General features: G+C 40.5%; 15 protein-coding genes. 8 read left to right on the forward strand and 7 right to left on the reverse strand.

From position 1 onward, the window contains the following. Nucleotides 1–726: type IA DNA topoisomerase (locus tag CAPGI0001_RS06295; RefSeq protein ID WP_002668600.1), on the reverse strand; the 726-nt coding region annotated here is incomplete at its 3' end. Nucleotides 727–917: 191 nt separating this feature from the next. Continuing rightward, nucleotides 918–2018, reverse strand: coding sequence for a peptide chain release factor 2 (gene prfB / locus CAPGI0001_RS06300; protein ID WP_002668128.1), 1101 nt, complete (start codon nt 2016–2018; stop codon nt 918–920). A gap of 513 nt (nt 2019–2531) precedes the next feature. On the opposite strand from prfB, the gene CAPGI0001_RS06305 reads away from it, so the two are divergent. From CAPGI0001_RS06305 to dnaG, 4 genes are read left to right on the forward strand one after another with little or no spacing between them, the layout of a single operon-like run. Further along, a complete protein-coding gene (locus tag CAPGI0001_RS06305) occupies nt 2532–3155 on the forward strand; it encodes an L-threonylcarbamoyladenylate synthase (protein WP_002667984.1) in 624 nt (207 codons plus the stop codon). A gap of 20 nt (nt 3156–3175) precedes the next feature. Then, nucleotides 3176–3898, forward strand: coding sequence for a tRNA pseudouridine(38-40) synthase TruA (gene truA / locus CAPGI0001_RS06310; protein WP_002668415.1), 723 nt, complete (start codon nt 3176–3178; stop codon nt 3896–3898). 29 nt (nt 3899–3927) lie between these two features. Further along, nucleotides 3928–4314, forward strand: a complete 387-nt coding sequence (gene gloA2 / locus CAPGI0001_RS06315) for an SMU1112c/YaeR family gloxylase I-like metalloprotein (protein ID WP_002667954.1) — start codon at nt 3928–3930, stop codon at nt 4312–4314. 21 nt (nt 4315–4335) lie between these two features. Continuing rightward, a complete protein-coding gene (gene dnaG, locus CAPGI0001_RS06320) occupies nt 4336–6303 on the forward strand; it encodes a DNA primase (protein ID WP_002668355.1) in 1968 nt (655 codons plus the stop codon). 6 nt (nt 6304–6309) lie between these two features. Here the strand turns inward: dnaG and CAPGI0001_RS06325 are convergent, their stop codons facing one another. The 4 genes from CAPGI0001_RS06325 to CAPGI0001_RS06340 are packed head-to-tail and all read right to left on the reverse strand — an operon-like array spanning nt 6310 to nt 11300. After that, the gene (locus CAPGI0001_RS06325; protein WP_002668038.1) at nt 6310–7491 is read right to left on the reverse strand and encodes an aspartate aminotransferase family protein; all 1182 of its coding nucleotides are present in this window, start codon (nt 7489–7491) and stop codon (nt 6310–6312) included. A gap of 1 nt (nt 7492) precedes the next feature. Further along, entirely contained in the window at nt 7493–8173 is a 681-nt protein-coding gene (gene aat / locus CAPGI0001_RS06330; protein ID WP_002667980.1) for a leucyl/phenylalanyl-tRNA--protein transferase, read from the reverse strand. Nucleotides 8174–8216: 43 nt separating this feature from the next. Next, the gene (locus CAPGI0001_RS06335; RefSeq protein WP_002668446.1) at nt 8217–10151 is read right to left on the reverse strand and encodes a putative porin; all 1935 of its coding nucleotides are present in this window, start codon (nt 10149–10151) and stop codon (nt 8217–8219) included. Nucleotides 10152–10196: 45 nt separating this feature from the next. Continuing rightward, nucleotides 10197–11300, reverse strand: coding sequence for a formimidoylglutamase (locus CAPGI0001_RS06340; RefSeq protein ID WP_002668299.1), 1104 nt, complete (start codon nt 11298–11300; stop codon nt 10197–10199). Nucleotides 11301–11541: 241 nt separating this feature from the next. Between CAPGI0001_RS06340 and CAPGI0001_RS06345 the strand changes: the two genes are divergently transcribed. From CAPGI0001_RS06345 to CAPGI0001_RS06360, 4 genes are all read left to right on the forward strand, one after another. Next, entirely contained in the window at nt 11542–12363 is an 822-nt protein-coding gene (locus tag CAPGI0001_RS06345; protein WP_002668122.1) for a universal stress protein, read from the forward strand. A 155-nt stretch (nt 12364–12518) separates the two neighbouring features. Then, complete coding sequence (locus CAPGI0001_RS06350) at nt 12519–13685, forward strand: porin (protein ID WP_002668571.1); 1167 nt, start codon at nt 12519–12521, stop codon at nt 13683–13685. 24 nt (nt 13686–13709) lie between these two features. Next, nucleotides 13710–14879 (forward strand): porin, encoded by a 1170-nt coding sequence (locus CAPGI0001_RS06355; protein WP_002668321.1) that lies wholly within the window; start codon nt 13710–13712, stop codon nt 14877–14879. A gap of 22 nt (nt 14880–14901) precedes the next feature. Next, the gene (locus CAPGI0001_RS06360) at nt 14902–16065 is read left to right on the forward strand and encodes a THUMP domain-containing class I SAM-dependent RNA methyltransferase (RefSeq protein WP_002668126.1); all 1164 of its coding nucleotides are present in this window, start codon (nt 14902–14904) and stop codon (nt 16063–16065) included. A 2-nt stretch (nt 16066–16067) separates the two neighbouring features. Here CAPGI0001_RS06360 and CAPGI0001_RS06365 read toward each other — a convergent pair whose 3' ends face one another. Further along, on the reverse strand, nt 16068–16778 hold the full coding sequence (locus CAPGI0001_RS06365) for a class I SAM-dependent methyltransferase (RefSeq protein ID WP_002667943.1): 711 nt from the start codon (nt 16776–16778) through the stop codon (nt 16068–16070). Nucleotides 16779–16803 lie beyond the last annotated feature (25 nt).

The raw sequence follows: 16803 nt of genomic DNA on the forward strand, positions 1-16803 counted from the left end.
CTTAGCAGGCTTGGTCTCAAGACTTCCCACAGAAAAAGTAGCACCTATATTCTTCTCTAAGAAAGCTTTGGCTGCCTCTTGGGTAGGAAAGGACTTATGGGTATAGGTCTTGATCAGCTTTCCTTCCTTAGTAAGGAACTCAGCAGTGATCTTATAAGAGACTTCACTTTGGAAATCCTGTATCTCGCGTTCGCGCTCTACAATAAGGCGTACCGATACGGACTGTACACGCCCTGCGGAGAGCCCTTTACGGATTTTCTTCCACAATACAGGGGATAGCTCATACCCTACCAAGCGGTCGAGTACACGGCGTGCCTGCTGGGCATTGACCAAATTATAGTCAATTCCTCGAGGGTTCTTTATAGCATGCTCTATGGCGGACTTAGTAATGGAGTTGAAGACAATACGCTTGGTCTTCTCTTGAGAGAGTTTAAGCTCTTCAGACAAATGCCAAGCTATGGCTTCTCCCTCACGGTCTTCATCGGAAGCCAACCATACTGTATCGGCTTTCTTCACTTCTTCTTTGAGGGCTTTTACAAGGTTTCTTTTATCGGCAGCGACCAAGTACTGAGGCTTGAATCCATGTGCTACATCAACCCCTAATTCCTTATCAGGGAGGTCGGCTATATGTCCATAACTGGACATCACCTTGTAATCACTGCCCAAAAACTTCTCAATGGTTTTTGCCTTGGCAGGAGACTCTACAATTACTAAATTTTTCGCCATCTTTATTAATTGTTAATTGTCAATTGTTAATTATTAATTTTCTAAGTTATCTATGTTTTATATAGTTGATATTTAGTATTTTAGTTAATTTATTCTTTATTTCCGGACAATCTCGATCCTAATAATACTTATGCCCTTTTTCGAAAAAGAGTATAAGTTAGAAAGACTAACTATTAAGCATTGACAATTGATCATTGATCATTATTTTGTTGTCCCATAAGCATAAGATATGCTTTTAGGAAATCGTCCAATTCACCATTCATAACTGCATCTACATTGGTAGTTTCATAGCCAGAGCGTACGTCTTTGACTAATTTATAAGGATGCATGACATAGTTACGTATCTGGCTACCCCATTCTATCTTCATTTTATTAGCCTCAATCTCGTCACGCTTGGCTTGGCGTTTTTTAAGCTCTATTTCATAAAGTTGTGATTTGAGCAATTGGAGAGCCTTATTCTTGTTGTCCAACTGGCTGCGGGTTTCAGAGTTTTCTATGATAATGCCTGTAGGGTGGTGACGGAGACGTACAGCCGTTTCCACCTTATTGACATTCTGTCCTCCAGCCCCACTAGAGCGCATGGTCTCGAAGGAAATATCAGCTGGATTGATCTCTATCTCTATAGTATCATCTGCCAAGGGGTACACATACACCGAAGCAAAAGAGGTATGTCGCTTAGCATTGCTATCAAAAGGCGAGATACGCACCAAGCGATGTACACCATTCTCCCCCTTGAGATAGCCAAAGGCAAATTCGCCATCTATCTCTAAAGTTACAGTCTTCACCCCTGCTACATCTCCCTCTTGGAAGTTGAGTTCCTTGACAGAAAATCCTTGTCTGTTAGCCCACATCATATACATACGCATAAGCATAGAAGCCCAGTCACAACTCTCAGTACCTCCTGCTCCTGCGGTGATCTGTAGCACAGCACTAAGAGCATCCCCTTCATCAGAAAGCATGTTGCGAAACTCCAAGTTCTCTATATGAAGCAATGTCTGCCCATAGAAATCCTCTACTTCCTCGGCGGAAATAGCATTCTCCTTGTAGAAGTCCAGCATGATCTGGAGTTCTTCGACCATCTCAGCCGATTTTTCGTAATCAGTCACCCATTTTTTCTGGGATTGGAGCTTCTGAACCAATAGCTGTGCCTGCTTAGGACTATCCCAAAAATCAGGAGCCAACGTCTTCTCCTCCTCATTGGCAATCTCTATTTTTTTCTTGTCAATCTGGAGGTATTTCTCTAAATTCTCTACTCGCTGGCTAAGTTCTTTAAGTTGCTCTATAGTTACCATTTACGAAAATTTCGGCAAAAGTACGACTTTTTATCTATTATTCATGACTTCACTATTTATTTTTTATCTAAATATTTCAAGATAATATTAAAATATCATTTTAAAAAATTGATTTACAATAATTTACGGTATATAAAATTTAACTTTTATTAAGAATACATTTTTTTATAGAAGGAAATAGTGTGATTTTCATTATTTTATTGTATTTTTGCGGGCAAAGAGGGAGGAATAAAAATGAAGAACGTCCTTAATATATGTTGAGACACATGTATAGGGGCGAATTGCAATTTGCCCTCATAAAGTATATGAATAATTCACCCTTACGAAGTATATGAATAATTTGTCCTTAAGAAGTTCGCGAACTTTCTAAGATGCAATAAATTGCGTTTCTACCCTAACGCTGACTAAGATAACTACAGATAAGTGTATTCATCTGGAGAGATGCAATTTATTACGCCCTAATGAATTAACCCTTAATTCTAATATCTAACCCTTAAAACCTAACACCTAAGAATGGCTAAGTTTATAAAAATATATCCAGAGAACCCTAATGAGAGGGAGATACAGAAAGTGGTAGACTGTCTCAGAGAAGGAGGCGTGATCATCTATCCTACCGATACGGTATATGGTTTGGGCTGCGATATCACCCACAGCAAAGCCTTGGAGCGCATTGCACAGCTCAAGGGAATAAAACTTGACAAAGCCAATTTTTCCTTTATCTGTGCCGATTTGAGCAACCTTTCGGACTATGTAAAACAAATAGATACCACTACCTTCAAGCTCCTTAAGCGAGCCTTGCCGGGAGCTTATACCTTTATCCTACCAGGGAGCAACAACCTACCCAAGGAGTTCAAGAAGAAAAAAACAGTGGGGATTCGTATTCCTGACAATACCATTGCACGTACTTTGGTAGAGAAATTGGGCAACCCTATAGTCTCCTCGTCCATTTATGATGAGGATGAGGTCTTGGAATATACCACTGACCCCGAGCTTATCTTTGAAAAATGGCAAGACAAGGTGGATATAGTCATAGATGGAGGATATGGAGATAATGTAGCCTCCACTGTGATCGACCTTTCCTCAGGAGTGCCTGAGCTTATTCGCCAAGGAAAGGGCAGTATAGAGGGACTTTGGTAGCAAACTATATAGACATACTCGTGCGTTATTTCATACAACTATCCTATAACGGAAAAAACTACTGTGGCTGGCAGCGACAACCCCATTCCCCTTCTGTACAGGAGGAATTAGAGGAGGCTATGTCCATGCTTCTCAAAAAAGAAATAGCCCTGGTAGGAGCAGGGCGTACCGATACGGGAGTACACGCTAGGGATTATTATGCCCATTTCGATAGTGATTCTTCCCTACCTGATCGCTTAGTGGAAAAACTCAATTCCTTTCTGCCTAAGGAAATTGCCATAAAGCAGATATTTCCAGTCAAGAACGATGCACATGCGCGCTTTGATGCCTGCTCTCGTACCTATCAGTATTTCATAGCTCTTGAGAAAAATCCTTTTCTATATGAACAGAGCTACTATATACATTTCCCTCTGGATCTCTCCCTGATGAATAAGGCAGGCGAAATACTATTACAACATACAGACTTTCAATGTTTTTCAAAAGTAAATACCGATGTAAAGACCTATAACTGTCAGCTAAAGGAAGCTTATTGGCGGAAGGAAGGGAACTTGCTTATTTTCAGGATTACCGCAGATAGGTTTCTACGCAACATGGTTCGTGCTATTGTTGGAACAATGATAGAGATCGGGCGAGGAAGGTTATCCTTGGAAGATCTTCAACAGATTCTTCTGAGCAAAGACCGTTCTAAAGCAGGCTATTCCGTACCTGGACATGCGCTGTTCTTGGAAGAGATCATTTATTAATGATTAATGCTCCCTTATTAAAGTCTAAAATGGAAATAGAAAAAATACATCATATAGCGATTATCTGTAGTAATTATGAGGAATCTAAGTATTTCTATACAGAAATCTTACCTTTTACGATACAAGCAGAACATTATAGAGCAGAGAGGCAATCCTACAAATTGGATTTGTGTCTCAATGGAGAGTATATCTTGGAATTGTTCTCCTTCCCTACCCCACCTAAGCGTCTGAGCCATCCTGAGGCTTGTGGAGGAAGGCATCTGGCATTGGCCGTTAAGGATTTGGAAGTGTCCATTACTTACTTGGAAAGTCAAGGGGTCGTGTGTGAGCCTATCCGCACCGATGAGTACACCGGTAAGCGCTTTACCTTTTTGGAAGATCCCGATAGCTTTCCGATAGAATTATACGAAATATAGAATAAATAAACAATCAATTAAGTGATTACCAAAGAAAGCATAGACAAAGTATATGATGCCATTCGTGTAGAAGAAGTCATAGGCGATTTTATCCAGCTCAAGCGTTCAGGTTCTGGATACAAAGGCCTAAGCCCCTTCACCAATGAGCGTACCCCGAGCTTTTCCGTATCCCCAGCCAAACAGATTTGGAAGGACTTCAGTAGCGGAAAGGGAGGGAATGCTATTGCTTTTCTTATGGAACACGAACATTTTTCCTATGTGGAGGCCATCCGTTATTTGGCCAAAAAATACAATATAGAATTAGAAGAGACCCAGCAAAGTGAGGAAGAGAAAAGCAAAGCCAATGAAAAAGAAGGATTGTACTTTGTCAGTGAATATGCTCGTGACTATTTCCATAAGACTCTTTTAGAATCCGAAGAGGGCAAGGCCATAGGAGGAACTTACTTCAAGGAACGTGGTTTTACCCCAGAGATGATTGAGGTTTTCCAACTGGGCTACTCTCCCGATAGCTGGAGTGCCTTCACCGATGAAGCCCTAAAAAAAGGGATGAATCTGAGCCATTTAGAAAAAACAGGGCTGACAATTGTAAAGGAAGATAATCGTAAGATAGACCGTTTCAGAGGGCGAGTGATGTTCCCCATTCTCTCCATGAGCGGACGTGTATTGGGTTTCGGTGGGCGTATCCTCTCCAAGGAAAAACAAAAGGAAGCTAAATACCTAAACTCTCCAGAGAGTGATATCTACCATAAGAGCCAGATACTATATGGTATCTTCCAAGCTAAGCCTTTTATCGCCAAGGAAGACAGTTGCTACTTAGTAGAAGGGTATACCGATGTGATACAGCTCTACCAACGAGGTATTAAGAATGTAGTGGCTTCCAGTGGTACAGCCCTCACCCAAGAACAGATACGGCTTATCCGCCGCCTTACCCAAAATATCACCATACTCTACGATGGAGATTCGGCAGGTCTTAGAGCCGCTATTCGAGGTGTGGATATGATCCTTGCCGAAGGAATGAATGTTCGTATCTGTACCTTTCCCGAAGGAGAAGACCCTGATAGCTTTGCCAAAAGCAATTCTTTGGAAGAGATCCAAGAATATTTTAAAACAAACACTCAGGACTTTATCCGCTTTAAGGCTTCCTTGCTCATGTCCGAAACCAAGGATGACCCTCTAAGACGCGCCGATACCATTCGCGATATGATAGAGAGTATCTCGAAGATCACTGACCCTATCAAGAGCGAAATCTATGTAAGAGAGTGTGCTCAGATCATGGAAATTTCCGAGGATGTACTCTTTGCTTCGCTTTCACAAATCAACCAACGAGAGCTTATCAAAGCACAACAAGAGCTCAAGAAAGCAAAGAAAGAAACAGCCTTAGCCCCAGTACAACCCGTAGAAAGAGTATCCCCTATCATGGTCTTGGAAAGGGAATTAATCAAGTATCTTCTACTCTATGGTACTAAGGAATGTGTTTTCTATGAAAATTTCTTGTATTATGACAAGGAAACAGGGGAAGAAAAAAACCAAGAGCTCTCCCAAAGGATGAAGGTGTATGAAAAGCTCTTTTTGGAGTTGCAAGCCGATGAGATAGAGCTTACCACACCTGAGTTCAAGGAGTTTTACGACTTTTTCATCCGAAAATACCAAGAAGGATTGGAAGATTTTTCCAAGATCGTCCACGAACTTTCCCCACAGATAGCCTCATTGGTAGCAACCTTCCAAGCGGAAGAAGAAAAAATACGTTTGCACAACTGGGGCAGAAAAGATGTGGTTGTCAAAAGCATAGAAGAGGACTTGGCTGTGGCTATCAATTCGCTTATACTGAACTTCCGCAAGATGCTCATCAATAAAAAAATAGAAGAACTTCGTGAAAAAGTAGCCTCCATAGAATCCCAAGGAGGAGACCCTATGGAGGAATTGCAAGAGGTAGTTACCTACAATAGCTTAAAAATTATTATAGGAAAAAAATTAGGTTGGAATCTATAAAAAAGGTTATTTCTGATAACACTCAATGGCCTCTATAATCATAGCACAAGCCTTTTCTATCTCCTCATAGCTAATGGTCAAAGGAGGAGAGATTCTCACTGCTCTGAGTTCAAAAAGCAACCAAAAGAATATACACCCATGCTCATGAGCATAGAGAATTACATGATTGGCCAAATCTTCATCTTCCATAATGGCCGCTAACATGAGTCCCTTGCCATGGACAGCCTTTATCTTAGGATGTCTTAAGAGCTTGCGGAAGAGCTGCTCCTTCTCCAGAGTCTGTGCCATAAGGTCTGTAGAGAGTAGTTCCCTAAGAGTGGCCAAGGAAGCCGCTGCCACTACAGGATTGCCGCCAAAGGTAGTGATATGCGACATCTTAGGCTTATCTGCCAAAAGGTGCATCAGCTCATAAGAAGCCACAAAAGCTCCACAAGGCAAACCACTGGCCATTCCTTTGCCAATGGCAATGATATCGGGGACTACATTGTAGTTTTGGAACCCAAAGAGTGTACCAGTACGTCCAAATCCTGGTTGTATTTCATCCAAGATAAGCAGTGCCCCAACCTCCTCACAGCGCTTTTTTACTTTTGCCAAATAGTCATTCTCTGGGGTGATAAAGCCTGCTCCTCCTTGTATAGTTTCCAGTACAACCCCCGCTGTACGGTGGGTAATCTTCTGTAGCTCTGCCTCATTATTGAACTCAATCCAAGCCACATCAGGTATCAAAGGGCGAAAAGGCTGTTTGCGTAGCTCATAGTCCATGATACTCAGTGACCCCTGTGTATTGCCATGATAGGCCTTGCGTGCGGCAATAATCTGAGAGCGACCTGTAGCACGCTTAGCCAGCTTGATACTTCCCTCAATCGCCTCCGTACCAGAATTGACCAAATAAGTAGTTTCCAGTGGCTTAGGAAGATTTTCAGCCAAGAGCTTGCAATACTCCACAGCTGGAGACTGAGCATACTCCCCATAGACCATCACATGCATATACTTGGCTGCTTGTTCCTGTATAGCCTTGACTACCCTGGGATGACAATGCCCTAAGGTACACGCTGATACACCTGCGACTAAGTCCAAATAAGCCTTGCCCTGAGTGTCATAAATGTAAGAACCTTCTGCACGAGCAACCTCCAATCCCAAAGGATATAGAGAGGTAGGAGCTTGGTATTGTAAAAAATCTTCTTTCATACTATTTTGTCTGTTTCAATTTTTTTACTCTCAGTGAGATATTTCCTTTCAATAAGATCTGCATAAACTCTGCCCGAGGGATTTCGAAAGCCCCCAAACTAGCTAAGTGGTCATTGTATACCTGACAGTCCAAGAGCAGGTAGTTTTTTTCCTTGAGCTCCTGCAAGAGCGTATAGAAAGCCACCTTGCTTGCGTTGGAAGACTTGGTGAACATACTTTCTCCACAGAAGATGCCATTGCCTATATCTACTCCATAGAGTCCTCCTACAAGCTGGTCGTCCTTCCAAACCTCTACCGAACGAGCCAACCCTAATTCGTACAAACGAGTGTAAGCCTCGATAATTTCTTGGGTAATCCAAGTCCCCTGCTGGTCCTTACGATAGATATCCTTACAAGCGATTATCACCTGCTGGAAAGCCTTGTTAAAAGTTACTGTATATTTGTGTTGGTTGAATACATTGCGCATACTTTTATGCATACTATAATGTTCGGGGTAGACCACCATACGCTTAGGCGGTGCCCACCATATGATAGGTTCATCCTCATTATACCAAGGAAAGATTCCACTTCTGTAGGCCAAGAGCAGTCTTGGTACAGACAGATCGCCCCCTAGGGCAAGTATCCCTGTTTTGTCAGCTTGTTCTACTGGAGGAAAATAAAGATTTTGGGTTACTAAATACATTGAAAAATTAAGTTGTAAAAAATAAAATAAAAAAGTAATATTCCTATTTGAAGAAATACCATATAATACCCAATCGTACTTTCCAGTCGCGATAAGGTTGGTTAGGGGCAGCGTAATAATTATATTTTCCCAGTAGTGCCTCGAGGTGCTCTACAGTGAAAAAAATACGCATAGTCCTTACTTTGGCATTGAGGAAAAAATCAGTCACAGAATAATTTCCTATTTTCTCCTGAGTTTGTACTTGAAAGTCCGCCAAGAGAGGGTTATACTCATAAGCATAATAGTTAGTAAAATACTTGAAAGTAAGCCCTGTCTGGAGGAACATTGCCTTTTTGAACATAAAGGTAGTAAAATACAAAGTATTGCGAGTGGTTAGTGAAGGGACATTGAACACATTAGCATTGTCCTGCAATACCTGTTGATACATCAGAGTATTCTCCAATCCCCACTTACCCAAGCGAAATTCTCTTTCCCCTACGAGCTTCAAGTACTGAATATTTCCAGTATACTGTGCTGGCTTGGACTGGTTTTTCTCCCTAGAGGAAGCCGGCTGTAGCTGGAAATAAGTGTAATTATTGATATTGGTAATATCCAAAGAGAGATTTCCCCATTGTGTATAAGCCGATCCATAGATAGTTTGGATATTTTCTTTGGAAAAATCATCTAAGTGATACCAATTGTAATTCTTATAATCGCTTTGGTAAAGCAAAAAATTGAAATTAGGCATCTTGGAAGTGATATTCACCCCAGCAATCACCTTGTTTTTTTCATCAAAAGTATAAGAAAGATCTCCTGCTATCTCTGTCCCTAAGAGCTTTCCTAAGATCATTTGCTCCCCTTGAGCATTGATAGCAAATCCCTTATAATTCTTCCTCCACTGTACCCCTATACCATAATCCGTATTCTTTATCTGGTGAGGAATAAAGTTTCCATTGTTATCTACGAAAATTCCCTTAGCAAAATAATTGTAGAAATAAGATTTTCCATAGAGAAAAGTCTTCCCTAAATAAGGTAGAGAAAGCTCTGCCCCTAAGCGATTCGTTAGCTCCCTAAGTGAGTGCTTATCCTGAAGACTCTTTAGAGTAAAACTCTGTCCTAAGACCCCATTGGAGGCCATCTCTGACTGAGAGTGATAATAGTTTCTACTCTGGTATTCTACTTGATGTTTCAGCAATATTTCCGAGCCACCTTCCCGATGAGAAGCAGGCAAAAAATTATACTGATGTTGTAAGAAATAGCGCTTTAGGTTTTCCTCTGAATTGACCCCCGATAGAGCAACATCTAACCTAGCACGATTGCGGAATTGGTCATCCCCTTGGCCAAACTGTTCTGGATAGAGTAAGCCCCCATTCTCCTGACGATTCACCTCCTCATTGGCATAATGAGCCATAGCCAAGTATCTTTTATTCTTTGAATAATAAGAAAATCCCGCTGAAAAGCTCCCTACAGAAGAAAGAATATTCTTATAATCCCCCAGCGAACGCAAAGCATTGTAGCGGATAAAGAGATTAAACTCAGGGGTAAGATTGGCAGAGAAAAAAGACTGCAACATCTGTCCTTGAGAGATACCAGACTTAAAGGAAAACTCAATCATAGGTGTAGGCAGATAGAAATAAGGAATCTGCTGTGCCTGAGAAAAATAGAAACGATTCCCCCTCATACCAAAATCAGAAGAAATCCCTACACTCCTGTAATCATAGGCCAGCGATGTATAAGTCTGCCCCATATTCTGAAAAGGTACATAAGCGAACATATCCCTTCTGACGGGATTCTGGCGGTACATAGCCTTAAGCGTAAGAGTGGTATCCACTGCTGTGGTATCTCTGAAAATGGAAATACGCTTATAATCTCGGGAAGTGAGGGTAATACTATCTTTTTTCTTGGGCTTGGGTCTTATGGACTTAAAGCTGATACTATCTTGAGCAAAAAGGCCTATTGAGAAGAAAAAAGACAGGAAAAAAAGCAGTTTTCTGAGCATACTTTTAGTTCTTCTATTTTTAATAATTGTCTGTTATTAAGCTTATTAGCTGAGAGATCTTTGATGAAGATTCCACCAGCGAAGTGGGATAGTTCCCTCCAGCGCTTTTTGGTAATCTCTTTCTGTACAAGGCAGCATAAATGCTCCTTTGGAAGCCTCACTGGGAAGTATCCACCAGCGACCAGTGCGGTTACTTTTATAGAACTCAATGGTAAAATCATCCAAGAGAACGATATGTTTGGTGTAATTCTTATCCTCTATAGTAGGGAACTCCTTGATACGGTAATTGACCCCTTCGATAAAGTACCAGATCACCTCACCTATAAGCATGCGACCTCTGACAGAAGTAGGTACATTGAATAGTCCCAGTACAGCTGTCTGAGAGCTAAGCCCTCCATAGCGACTAATGGCACAGATCTCACGTGCTGAGAAACCATTGACATATCCTTGAGGCATATCAATATCTGCGGCCTGTACTCCAGCCATATCAATACTTACCAAGTCTGTATTGCGCAAGATAGGCTCTACCTGCTCCATATAAGAAGTAATTTCTCCCAAGCGATAGCTCTCGAAAAACATTTTATCCAATAAGTCCTTAGATTCCTGAGGGTTATAGTAAGTTTGATAACCTATGTTCGAAAAGTGGTTCAGATGTGTAGGCGTCTCCATCAGGATACGGCTCATATAACTATCCTCTGAGAAGATTTCATACTCATCCCCAAAACCAAAAAGTGGACTCACACAAGCGAGATTAACCATTTGCTCCATGGAGTCAAAGGCACGATAAAGTGCATAAGTATTCTCCACCCCAGAGGCTAAGAAGACAGGAATAATACCCTGTTTCATCAAAAAAGAAACCGTCTCGCGAATAGCTATAAAAGTATCCTCTTGTGTAGTTCCCTCGGGGATATTGCCCAAATCAGCCAACACAAGATCCCAATTTCCATAATAAAGACTATAAAAATACTCTCTAAAAGAGTTTTTGAGTATATTCTCACTATTAAAGAGAGAAAAAACAGCGATTTGCACCCCTTCCAATGAAGGTAATCCTTCCTTGCGGGTATGCTTAAGTATTCTACCGCCAATGGTTTGTGGAATATAGTTTTTTTGAGTAAAGAAATCCTCTATAGGGTATAAAAAATCTAACACGTGTATAAAAATTACTAATTAATAGAGATTAAATCTTGTGCAAAAATACATATTAAAAGCGGCACTGTAACAAAATTGGGATAATTTGTGAGTTATCATCTTTTATTTTTATATTTATTAGTATTTATTTTTTTATTATTTAGAAAAAAAGTGTGAGTGAAATTTGTTTTTTGTGAAATAAAAACGTAATTTTACGGCGTAAAATAATTCAAAGATTGTCTAATATAAAACTGTTATTATCATGAAAAACATTCTCGTACCCACTGATTTTTCGGAACATTCTATCTATGCGGTAGATGTGGCTGTGGATTTGGCAAAGAAGAATGGAGCTACCATTTTTCTATTGCATTGTGTAGAGCTACCCCAGCGATTCGTTACAGAATCTACTTCTGTACTTCCTGAAGAACTCTTCTTCATGAGAGAGGCTTCGAATAATGTAAAGAAGCTCTCCTTAGAGCTCCAAGCCAAAGGAGTAGAAGTGAAGACTGTGGTAGAAACCAGCACTCTTACCAATTCCGTAAAGACCCTTTTGGAAAAAGAATCCATTGATTTTATCGTCATGGGCTCCACAGGAGCTACTGGGTCTAAGGAACTTTTCTTAGGCTCTAATGCCGAGAAAATCGTTCGCACTTCTTCTGTACCTGTTTTAGTGATTAAGGACAAGACAAATATCAATGAGGTGAAAAAGATTGTTTTCGCCTGTGATTTCTCTCAGAAATACATAGATGCTTTCCAGAAAGCAATATCTTTTGCCCAAGTATTAGGGGCTAAGATTGATTTTGTATATATTAATACTCCTTACCACTTCAATTCAAGCAGAGAGATAAAAGTACTCATTGACAGTTTTTCTACCGAACACAAGGAAATACTATCCCATAATATCCATATGTACAGTGATTTCTCTATAGAAGAAGGTATTATCCATTTTGCTGAAGATCATCAGAGTGACCTGATCTGTATGTTTCCTGCACGACAGAGTGTGCTTATGCATCTGTTCAATGGCAGTATTAGTGAAGATATAGTGAACCATTCTCAAAAGCCGGTACTCACTATCAAACTATAATTTTTGGTTTCGTTTTTTTAATTTTTTAGGGGACTGCTCTATGGGGCTGTTCGAAGTATCCTGATTTTTAGTAAATGAATAACTCCTATAATGGGACTGAAAAACATCGGACAGCCTCGTAAGGCAGTTTGTTTTTATATTTTTTAATTTTCCTTATGAGGAAGTACCTATTATTTATATTTTTTTTAGTTAGTTTTTTTAGCTTTGCACGAGTCTCCCACACAGAAGAGACAGATACACTTTCCGCCCCCTCGTCCGCTCAAAAACTATTATTCAACTTCTATATCAATAGTAATTTCAGTGCGGAGAAACACACTCATACACCTTCATCGGCCGCTTTTCGTATAGAAGATGCTCGGCTCAACCTACAAGGCTCCTATGACGATAACCTATCCTATCGCATACGTATGCGCCTGAATCGCCCTTTCACCCCTACGTCTTCAGACAATGCCTCTGTAGGATTGGATTTTGCTTTTCTTACCTATACCTTTGGAAAAGAGCATCAATGGGAAATGCGTATAGGAAGAGCCTATGGCATGATAGGTTCTTACGAATTGGATATCAATCCCTTATATGAATATATCTTCTCAGACCATTTGAATTATGTTGTCAATGGTTTTGTGACTGTGTTGCAAGCAGGGTACAGAATCAATAACCGACATCAGATAGGTATACAAGGGCACAATACTCTGAATGAATCCTTTGGCACACACCTTGCCAATAATGGCTTTGTTTCTGGAGATTTCAAGGCCTCAAAGACTCCTTTGGGAGTTTATCTATACTGGATGGGAACTTTCTTCGAGAACAAACTTCACACCTATTACTCCTATGACTTCTCCCAATTTGTCAAAGGATATTACACCCATTCTATTTCCTTAGGCAACCAACTGACAATAGGAAATCACTTAGCATACTTAGACCTTATATACTCACATATGGGAGCTGATTATGCTCTTTTGGGATCCAAAACCCTAAACCAATTCGAACAGGTAGTCCCTGCGAACTATACCATGCGCAAGAATATGGTATACAAGGGACTCATCTCTCGTTACCAATATCAATTCACGGATCATTGGAGTATAGCAGCCAAGGTAGGAGTAGAGTTCTCTGGCAATCAAAATATCCTAAGTGAACACCATCGTACCAATTATATCTACTCTTGTGCAGGGCAATATGAGCCCTTTAGGACAGAAGATTTCCGCTTCTACGTGGCTTATATAGGCAATACTATTGATTATAAAAAAGAACTCAATATCCCATTAGAACAACTCCATCGTGTTGCCTTAGGTATGGCCTATACCCTACCCCTTTATAAGAAATAATAGAAATTAGTATAATACACTATCATGACAAAGAAAATAAGAAACCTGTTCTTTCTTCTATTTCTCTTAGGACAGGTTTTGTTTGCAAAAGAGAAGAAAGACAGTCTCTCTGAGTCTCTTTCTGCAAAAAAACTTAATGTAGAACTTTATTTCAGAGGAGGAGCTATCTCTGATTATCATAGTCAAGAAGCTCTCTCAGGTTCTCATTTCAAGATAGACAATGCTCGGCTCAATGTGCAAGGAGACTACAATGAGTTCCTCTCCTATAGAGTACGTTTTCGATTGAACAAAGCCTTTTCTCCGACTTCTCAGGACAATGCTTCCGATGCGTTAGATTATGCATATATAACCTATCATTTTGATCAGGAGCATCGCTGGGAGGCCACAATAGGGAAACAACTTTCGGTTATGGGCTCCTTCGAACAGGATATCAACCCACTATACGAATACATCTTTACCGACTACCTCAACGGAGTCTATGCCAATATATTCTTGGCTGGCCTACAACTTTCCTATCAGCTTACCCCCCAGCACAAAGTAGGAATACAACTCCACAATACCCTGAATGAGTCTTTTGCTAAGCATTTGGAAAACAACCTCTTCACCACCGAAGGGTTTACTGCTTCCAAAGCACCTATAGGAGGGTATTTGTATTGGAATAGCTCTCTATGGGATGGAAAATTCAAGACCAAGTATTCCTATAACCTATCCCAGTTTGCCAAAGGATACTATACCCATTCTGTTTCCTTAGGTAACAAGCTACAAATAGGCAAACATACTGCCTATTTGGATTTGGTATATTCGTACATGGGAGCCGATTTTGGACTAACCTCATCAAAATTGTTAAGTATTCACAAAGGCCTCGCAAAAGAAGCATACCTCATGCATAAGAATATAGTCTACAAATGTGCCGTCTCTCGCTATGATTACCAAATCACTGACAGATGGAGTGCTACCACCAAGATAGGAATAGAGACTACAGGAAGCCGAAAAGAACTAAGTGAATCCCTACGTACCAACTATATCTATTTCTTAGCAGGTCAATATGCTCCCCTACTGAGCCAAGACTTACGATTCTATGTGGCCTATGTAGGCAATACCCTTCACTATGACCAAGCCCTAAGGAAGGATAATGAGCAGCTACATCGCATAGCTATTGGCGCCTACTATACTCTACCTATATTTAAAAGATAAAATTGCAAATACCCTATATTTTATGGAAAATTTCCCTATGGTAGCCAAGACTTTCTTTGGCTTTGAAGAGATTTTAGAAAAAGAGCTACAGATCTTGGGTGCCACCCAGATACAAAAAGGAGTACGTAGTGTCTCCTTCTCAGGAGATAAAGGCTTCATGTACAAAGCTAACTTATGCTTACGTACAGCCCTGAAGATACTCAAGCCCATCCATTCGTTCCGTGTACGTAATGAAAAGGATTATTATCAAAAGCTCTATCAGTATGATTGGGAGCAGCTACTCTCCCCTACCCAGACCTTTGCTGTAGAAGTCACTTTGGCCACTGATCTGTTTCATCACTCCCAATATATGACCCTCAGAGCCAAAGATGCTATAGTAGATAAGCTAAGAGTTACCACCGGGAAACGCCCCAATGTGGATACACTACATCCTGATCTGCAGTTATTTATACATATACAAAGTGATAACCAAGTGATTGTATCCTTGGATACCTCTGGCGCTTCACTTCACCACAGAGGGTATCGTACCCAAACTAATATTGCTCCTATCAATGAAGTATTGGCTGCTGGCATCTTATTGCTGAGTGGTTGGAAAGGACAGAGTGATTTCTTAGATCCTATGTGTGGAAGTGGAACCTTCCTTATAGAAGCCGCTATGATAGCTTGTAATATACCTGCTTCACTTCACCGAAAAGAATTTGCTTTTGAGAAGTGGACAGACTATGATGTAGACCTTTTTGAAACTATCTTTGACAGTTCCCTCGCTAAGGCCAAAGAGTTCAACTATCACTTATATGGGTACGACAAAGCCCCTTCCGCTGTTACTAAAGCCAAAGAAAATATAAAAAATGCTCGACTTACAGAATATATAACAGTAATCCAACAGGATTTCTTCAAAACAAAAAAGGAGAAAGAAACTTCTCTATTCATGGCTTTCAACCCGCCTTATGGAGAGCGTCTTGAGATCAACCCTCAACTATTTTACAGTCAAATAGGTGACACCCTCAAGCAACACTATCCTAATACGGAAGCTTGGTTTATCACCTCTAACTTAGAGGCTCTCAAGCATGTAGGGCTACGCCCTTCGCACAAGATAAAACTATTCAACGGAAAGTTAGAGAGTCGCTTGGTGAATTATTCTATCTATGAAGGAAGCAAAAAGGCAAAGCATAACCTTAACCAATAAGGTTATGCCTTCCGCCTAAGGCGAGCTAGATAGTTATAGGCCTCCCCTTCAGCGATGAGTTCACAGAGAAGTCCGTTGTGATGAGCGGCATTTTGCAAGGTATTATAATCTATAAAAAGCCAAGGAAAGGACTCCTTTTCCCCCTTATAAGTAATAGTATAGGTAAGCTCCCCATAGTAATCTGTATCCTCAAAGACAGGCACTAAGTAGCTACCATCCTCGTCTTGGTCGAACATATAGATAATATCAGTAGAGGTCAGTAATATTTGTCCATGAGGAGTTAGTAGTGTCTTTAACTTTTGCAAATATGTATCCAAAAGAGAAAGTTTCTGACATAATCCAATGCCATTCATTAGCATTAGGATAGTATCAGCTTGCCCCTCATACTGCAATATATCACAGCAGATAGCCACCCTCACCCCTCTTTGCTTGCATATCTCAATGGCCGAAGGAGAGATATCTAAAGCTATTGCTTCTATTCCCTTCTCTTGTAAGTATAGCACATGAGAGCCTGTACCTGCTCCCACATCCAAAGTACGACCTTGAGAAAGGGTAAGTGCTTGTTGCTCTATAGGAATCATCTGAGAGAAAGAACGAAAAAAATGAGCCCGAGAGAGATACTCTCTATGGGAAATATTTGTTTGTACATATACATCCGAAGATCGATCTCCGTTTTGATAATCTAATAAGGAACGGCCTAATAAATCAAGCATAGTGAGTAACGTGATTAGTTGGTGA

The sequence above is a fragment of the Capnocytophaga gingivalis ATCC 33624 genome, assembly GCF_000174755.1.
Lineage (GTDB): Bacteria > Bacteroidota > Bacteroidia > Flavobacteriales > Flavobacteriaceae > Capnocytophaga > Capnocytophaga gingivalis.

What these genes read in the sequence shown, in the direction of transcription:
- CAPGI0001_RS06325 (WP_002668038.1), bottom strand. Translation starts at nt 7,491, where the DNA reads ATGAAAGAAGATTTTTTACAATACCAAGCTCCTACCTCTCTATATCCT.
- CAPGI0001_RS06360 (WP_002668126.1), top strand. Translation starts at nt 14,902, where the DNA reads ATGGAAAATTTCCCTATGGTAGCCAAGACTTTCTTTGGCTTTGAAGAG.
- CAPGI0001_RS06365 (WP_002667943.1), bottom strand. Translation starts at nt 16,778, where the DNA reads ATGCTTGATTTATTAGGCCGTTCCTTATTAGATTATCAAAACGGAGAT.
- gloA2 (WP_002667954.1), top strand. Translation starts at nt 3,928, where the DNA reads ATGGAAATAGAAAAAATACATCATATAGCGATTATCTGTAGTAATTAT.
- CAPGI0001_RS06345 (WP_002668122.1), top strand. Translation starts at nt 11,542, where the DNA reads ATGAAAAACATTCTCGTACCCACTGATTTTTCGGAACATTCTATCTAT.
- aat (WP_002667980.1), bottom strand. Translation starts at nt 8,173, where the DNA reads ATGTATTTAGTAACCCAAAATCTTTATTTTCCTCCAGTAGAACAAGCT.
- CAPGI0001_RS06305 (WP_002667984.1), top strand. Translation starts at nt 2,532, where the DNA reads ATGGCTAAGTTTATAAAAATATATCCAGAGAACCCTAATGAGAGGGAG.
- CAPGI0001_RS06335 (WP_002668446.1), bottom strand. Translation starts at nt 10,151, where the DNA reads ATGCTCAGAAAACTGCTTTTTTTCCTGTCTTTTTTCTTCTCAATAGGC.
- CAPGI0001_RS06350 (WP_002668571.1), top strand. Translation starts at nt 12,519, where the DNA reads ATGAGGAAGTACCTATTATTTATATTTTTTTTAGTTAGTTTTTTTAGC.
- CAPGI0001_RS06355 (WP_002668321.1), top strand. Translation starts at nt 13,710, where the DNA reads ATGACAAAGAAAATAAGAAACCTGTTCTTTCTTCTATTTCTCTTAGGA.
- prfB (WP_002668128.1), bottom strand. Translation starts at nt 2,018, where the DNA reads ATGGTAACTATAGAGCAACTTAAAGAACTTAGCCAGCGAGTAGAGAAT.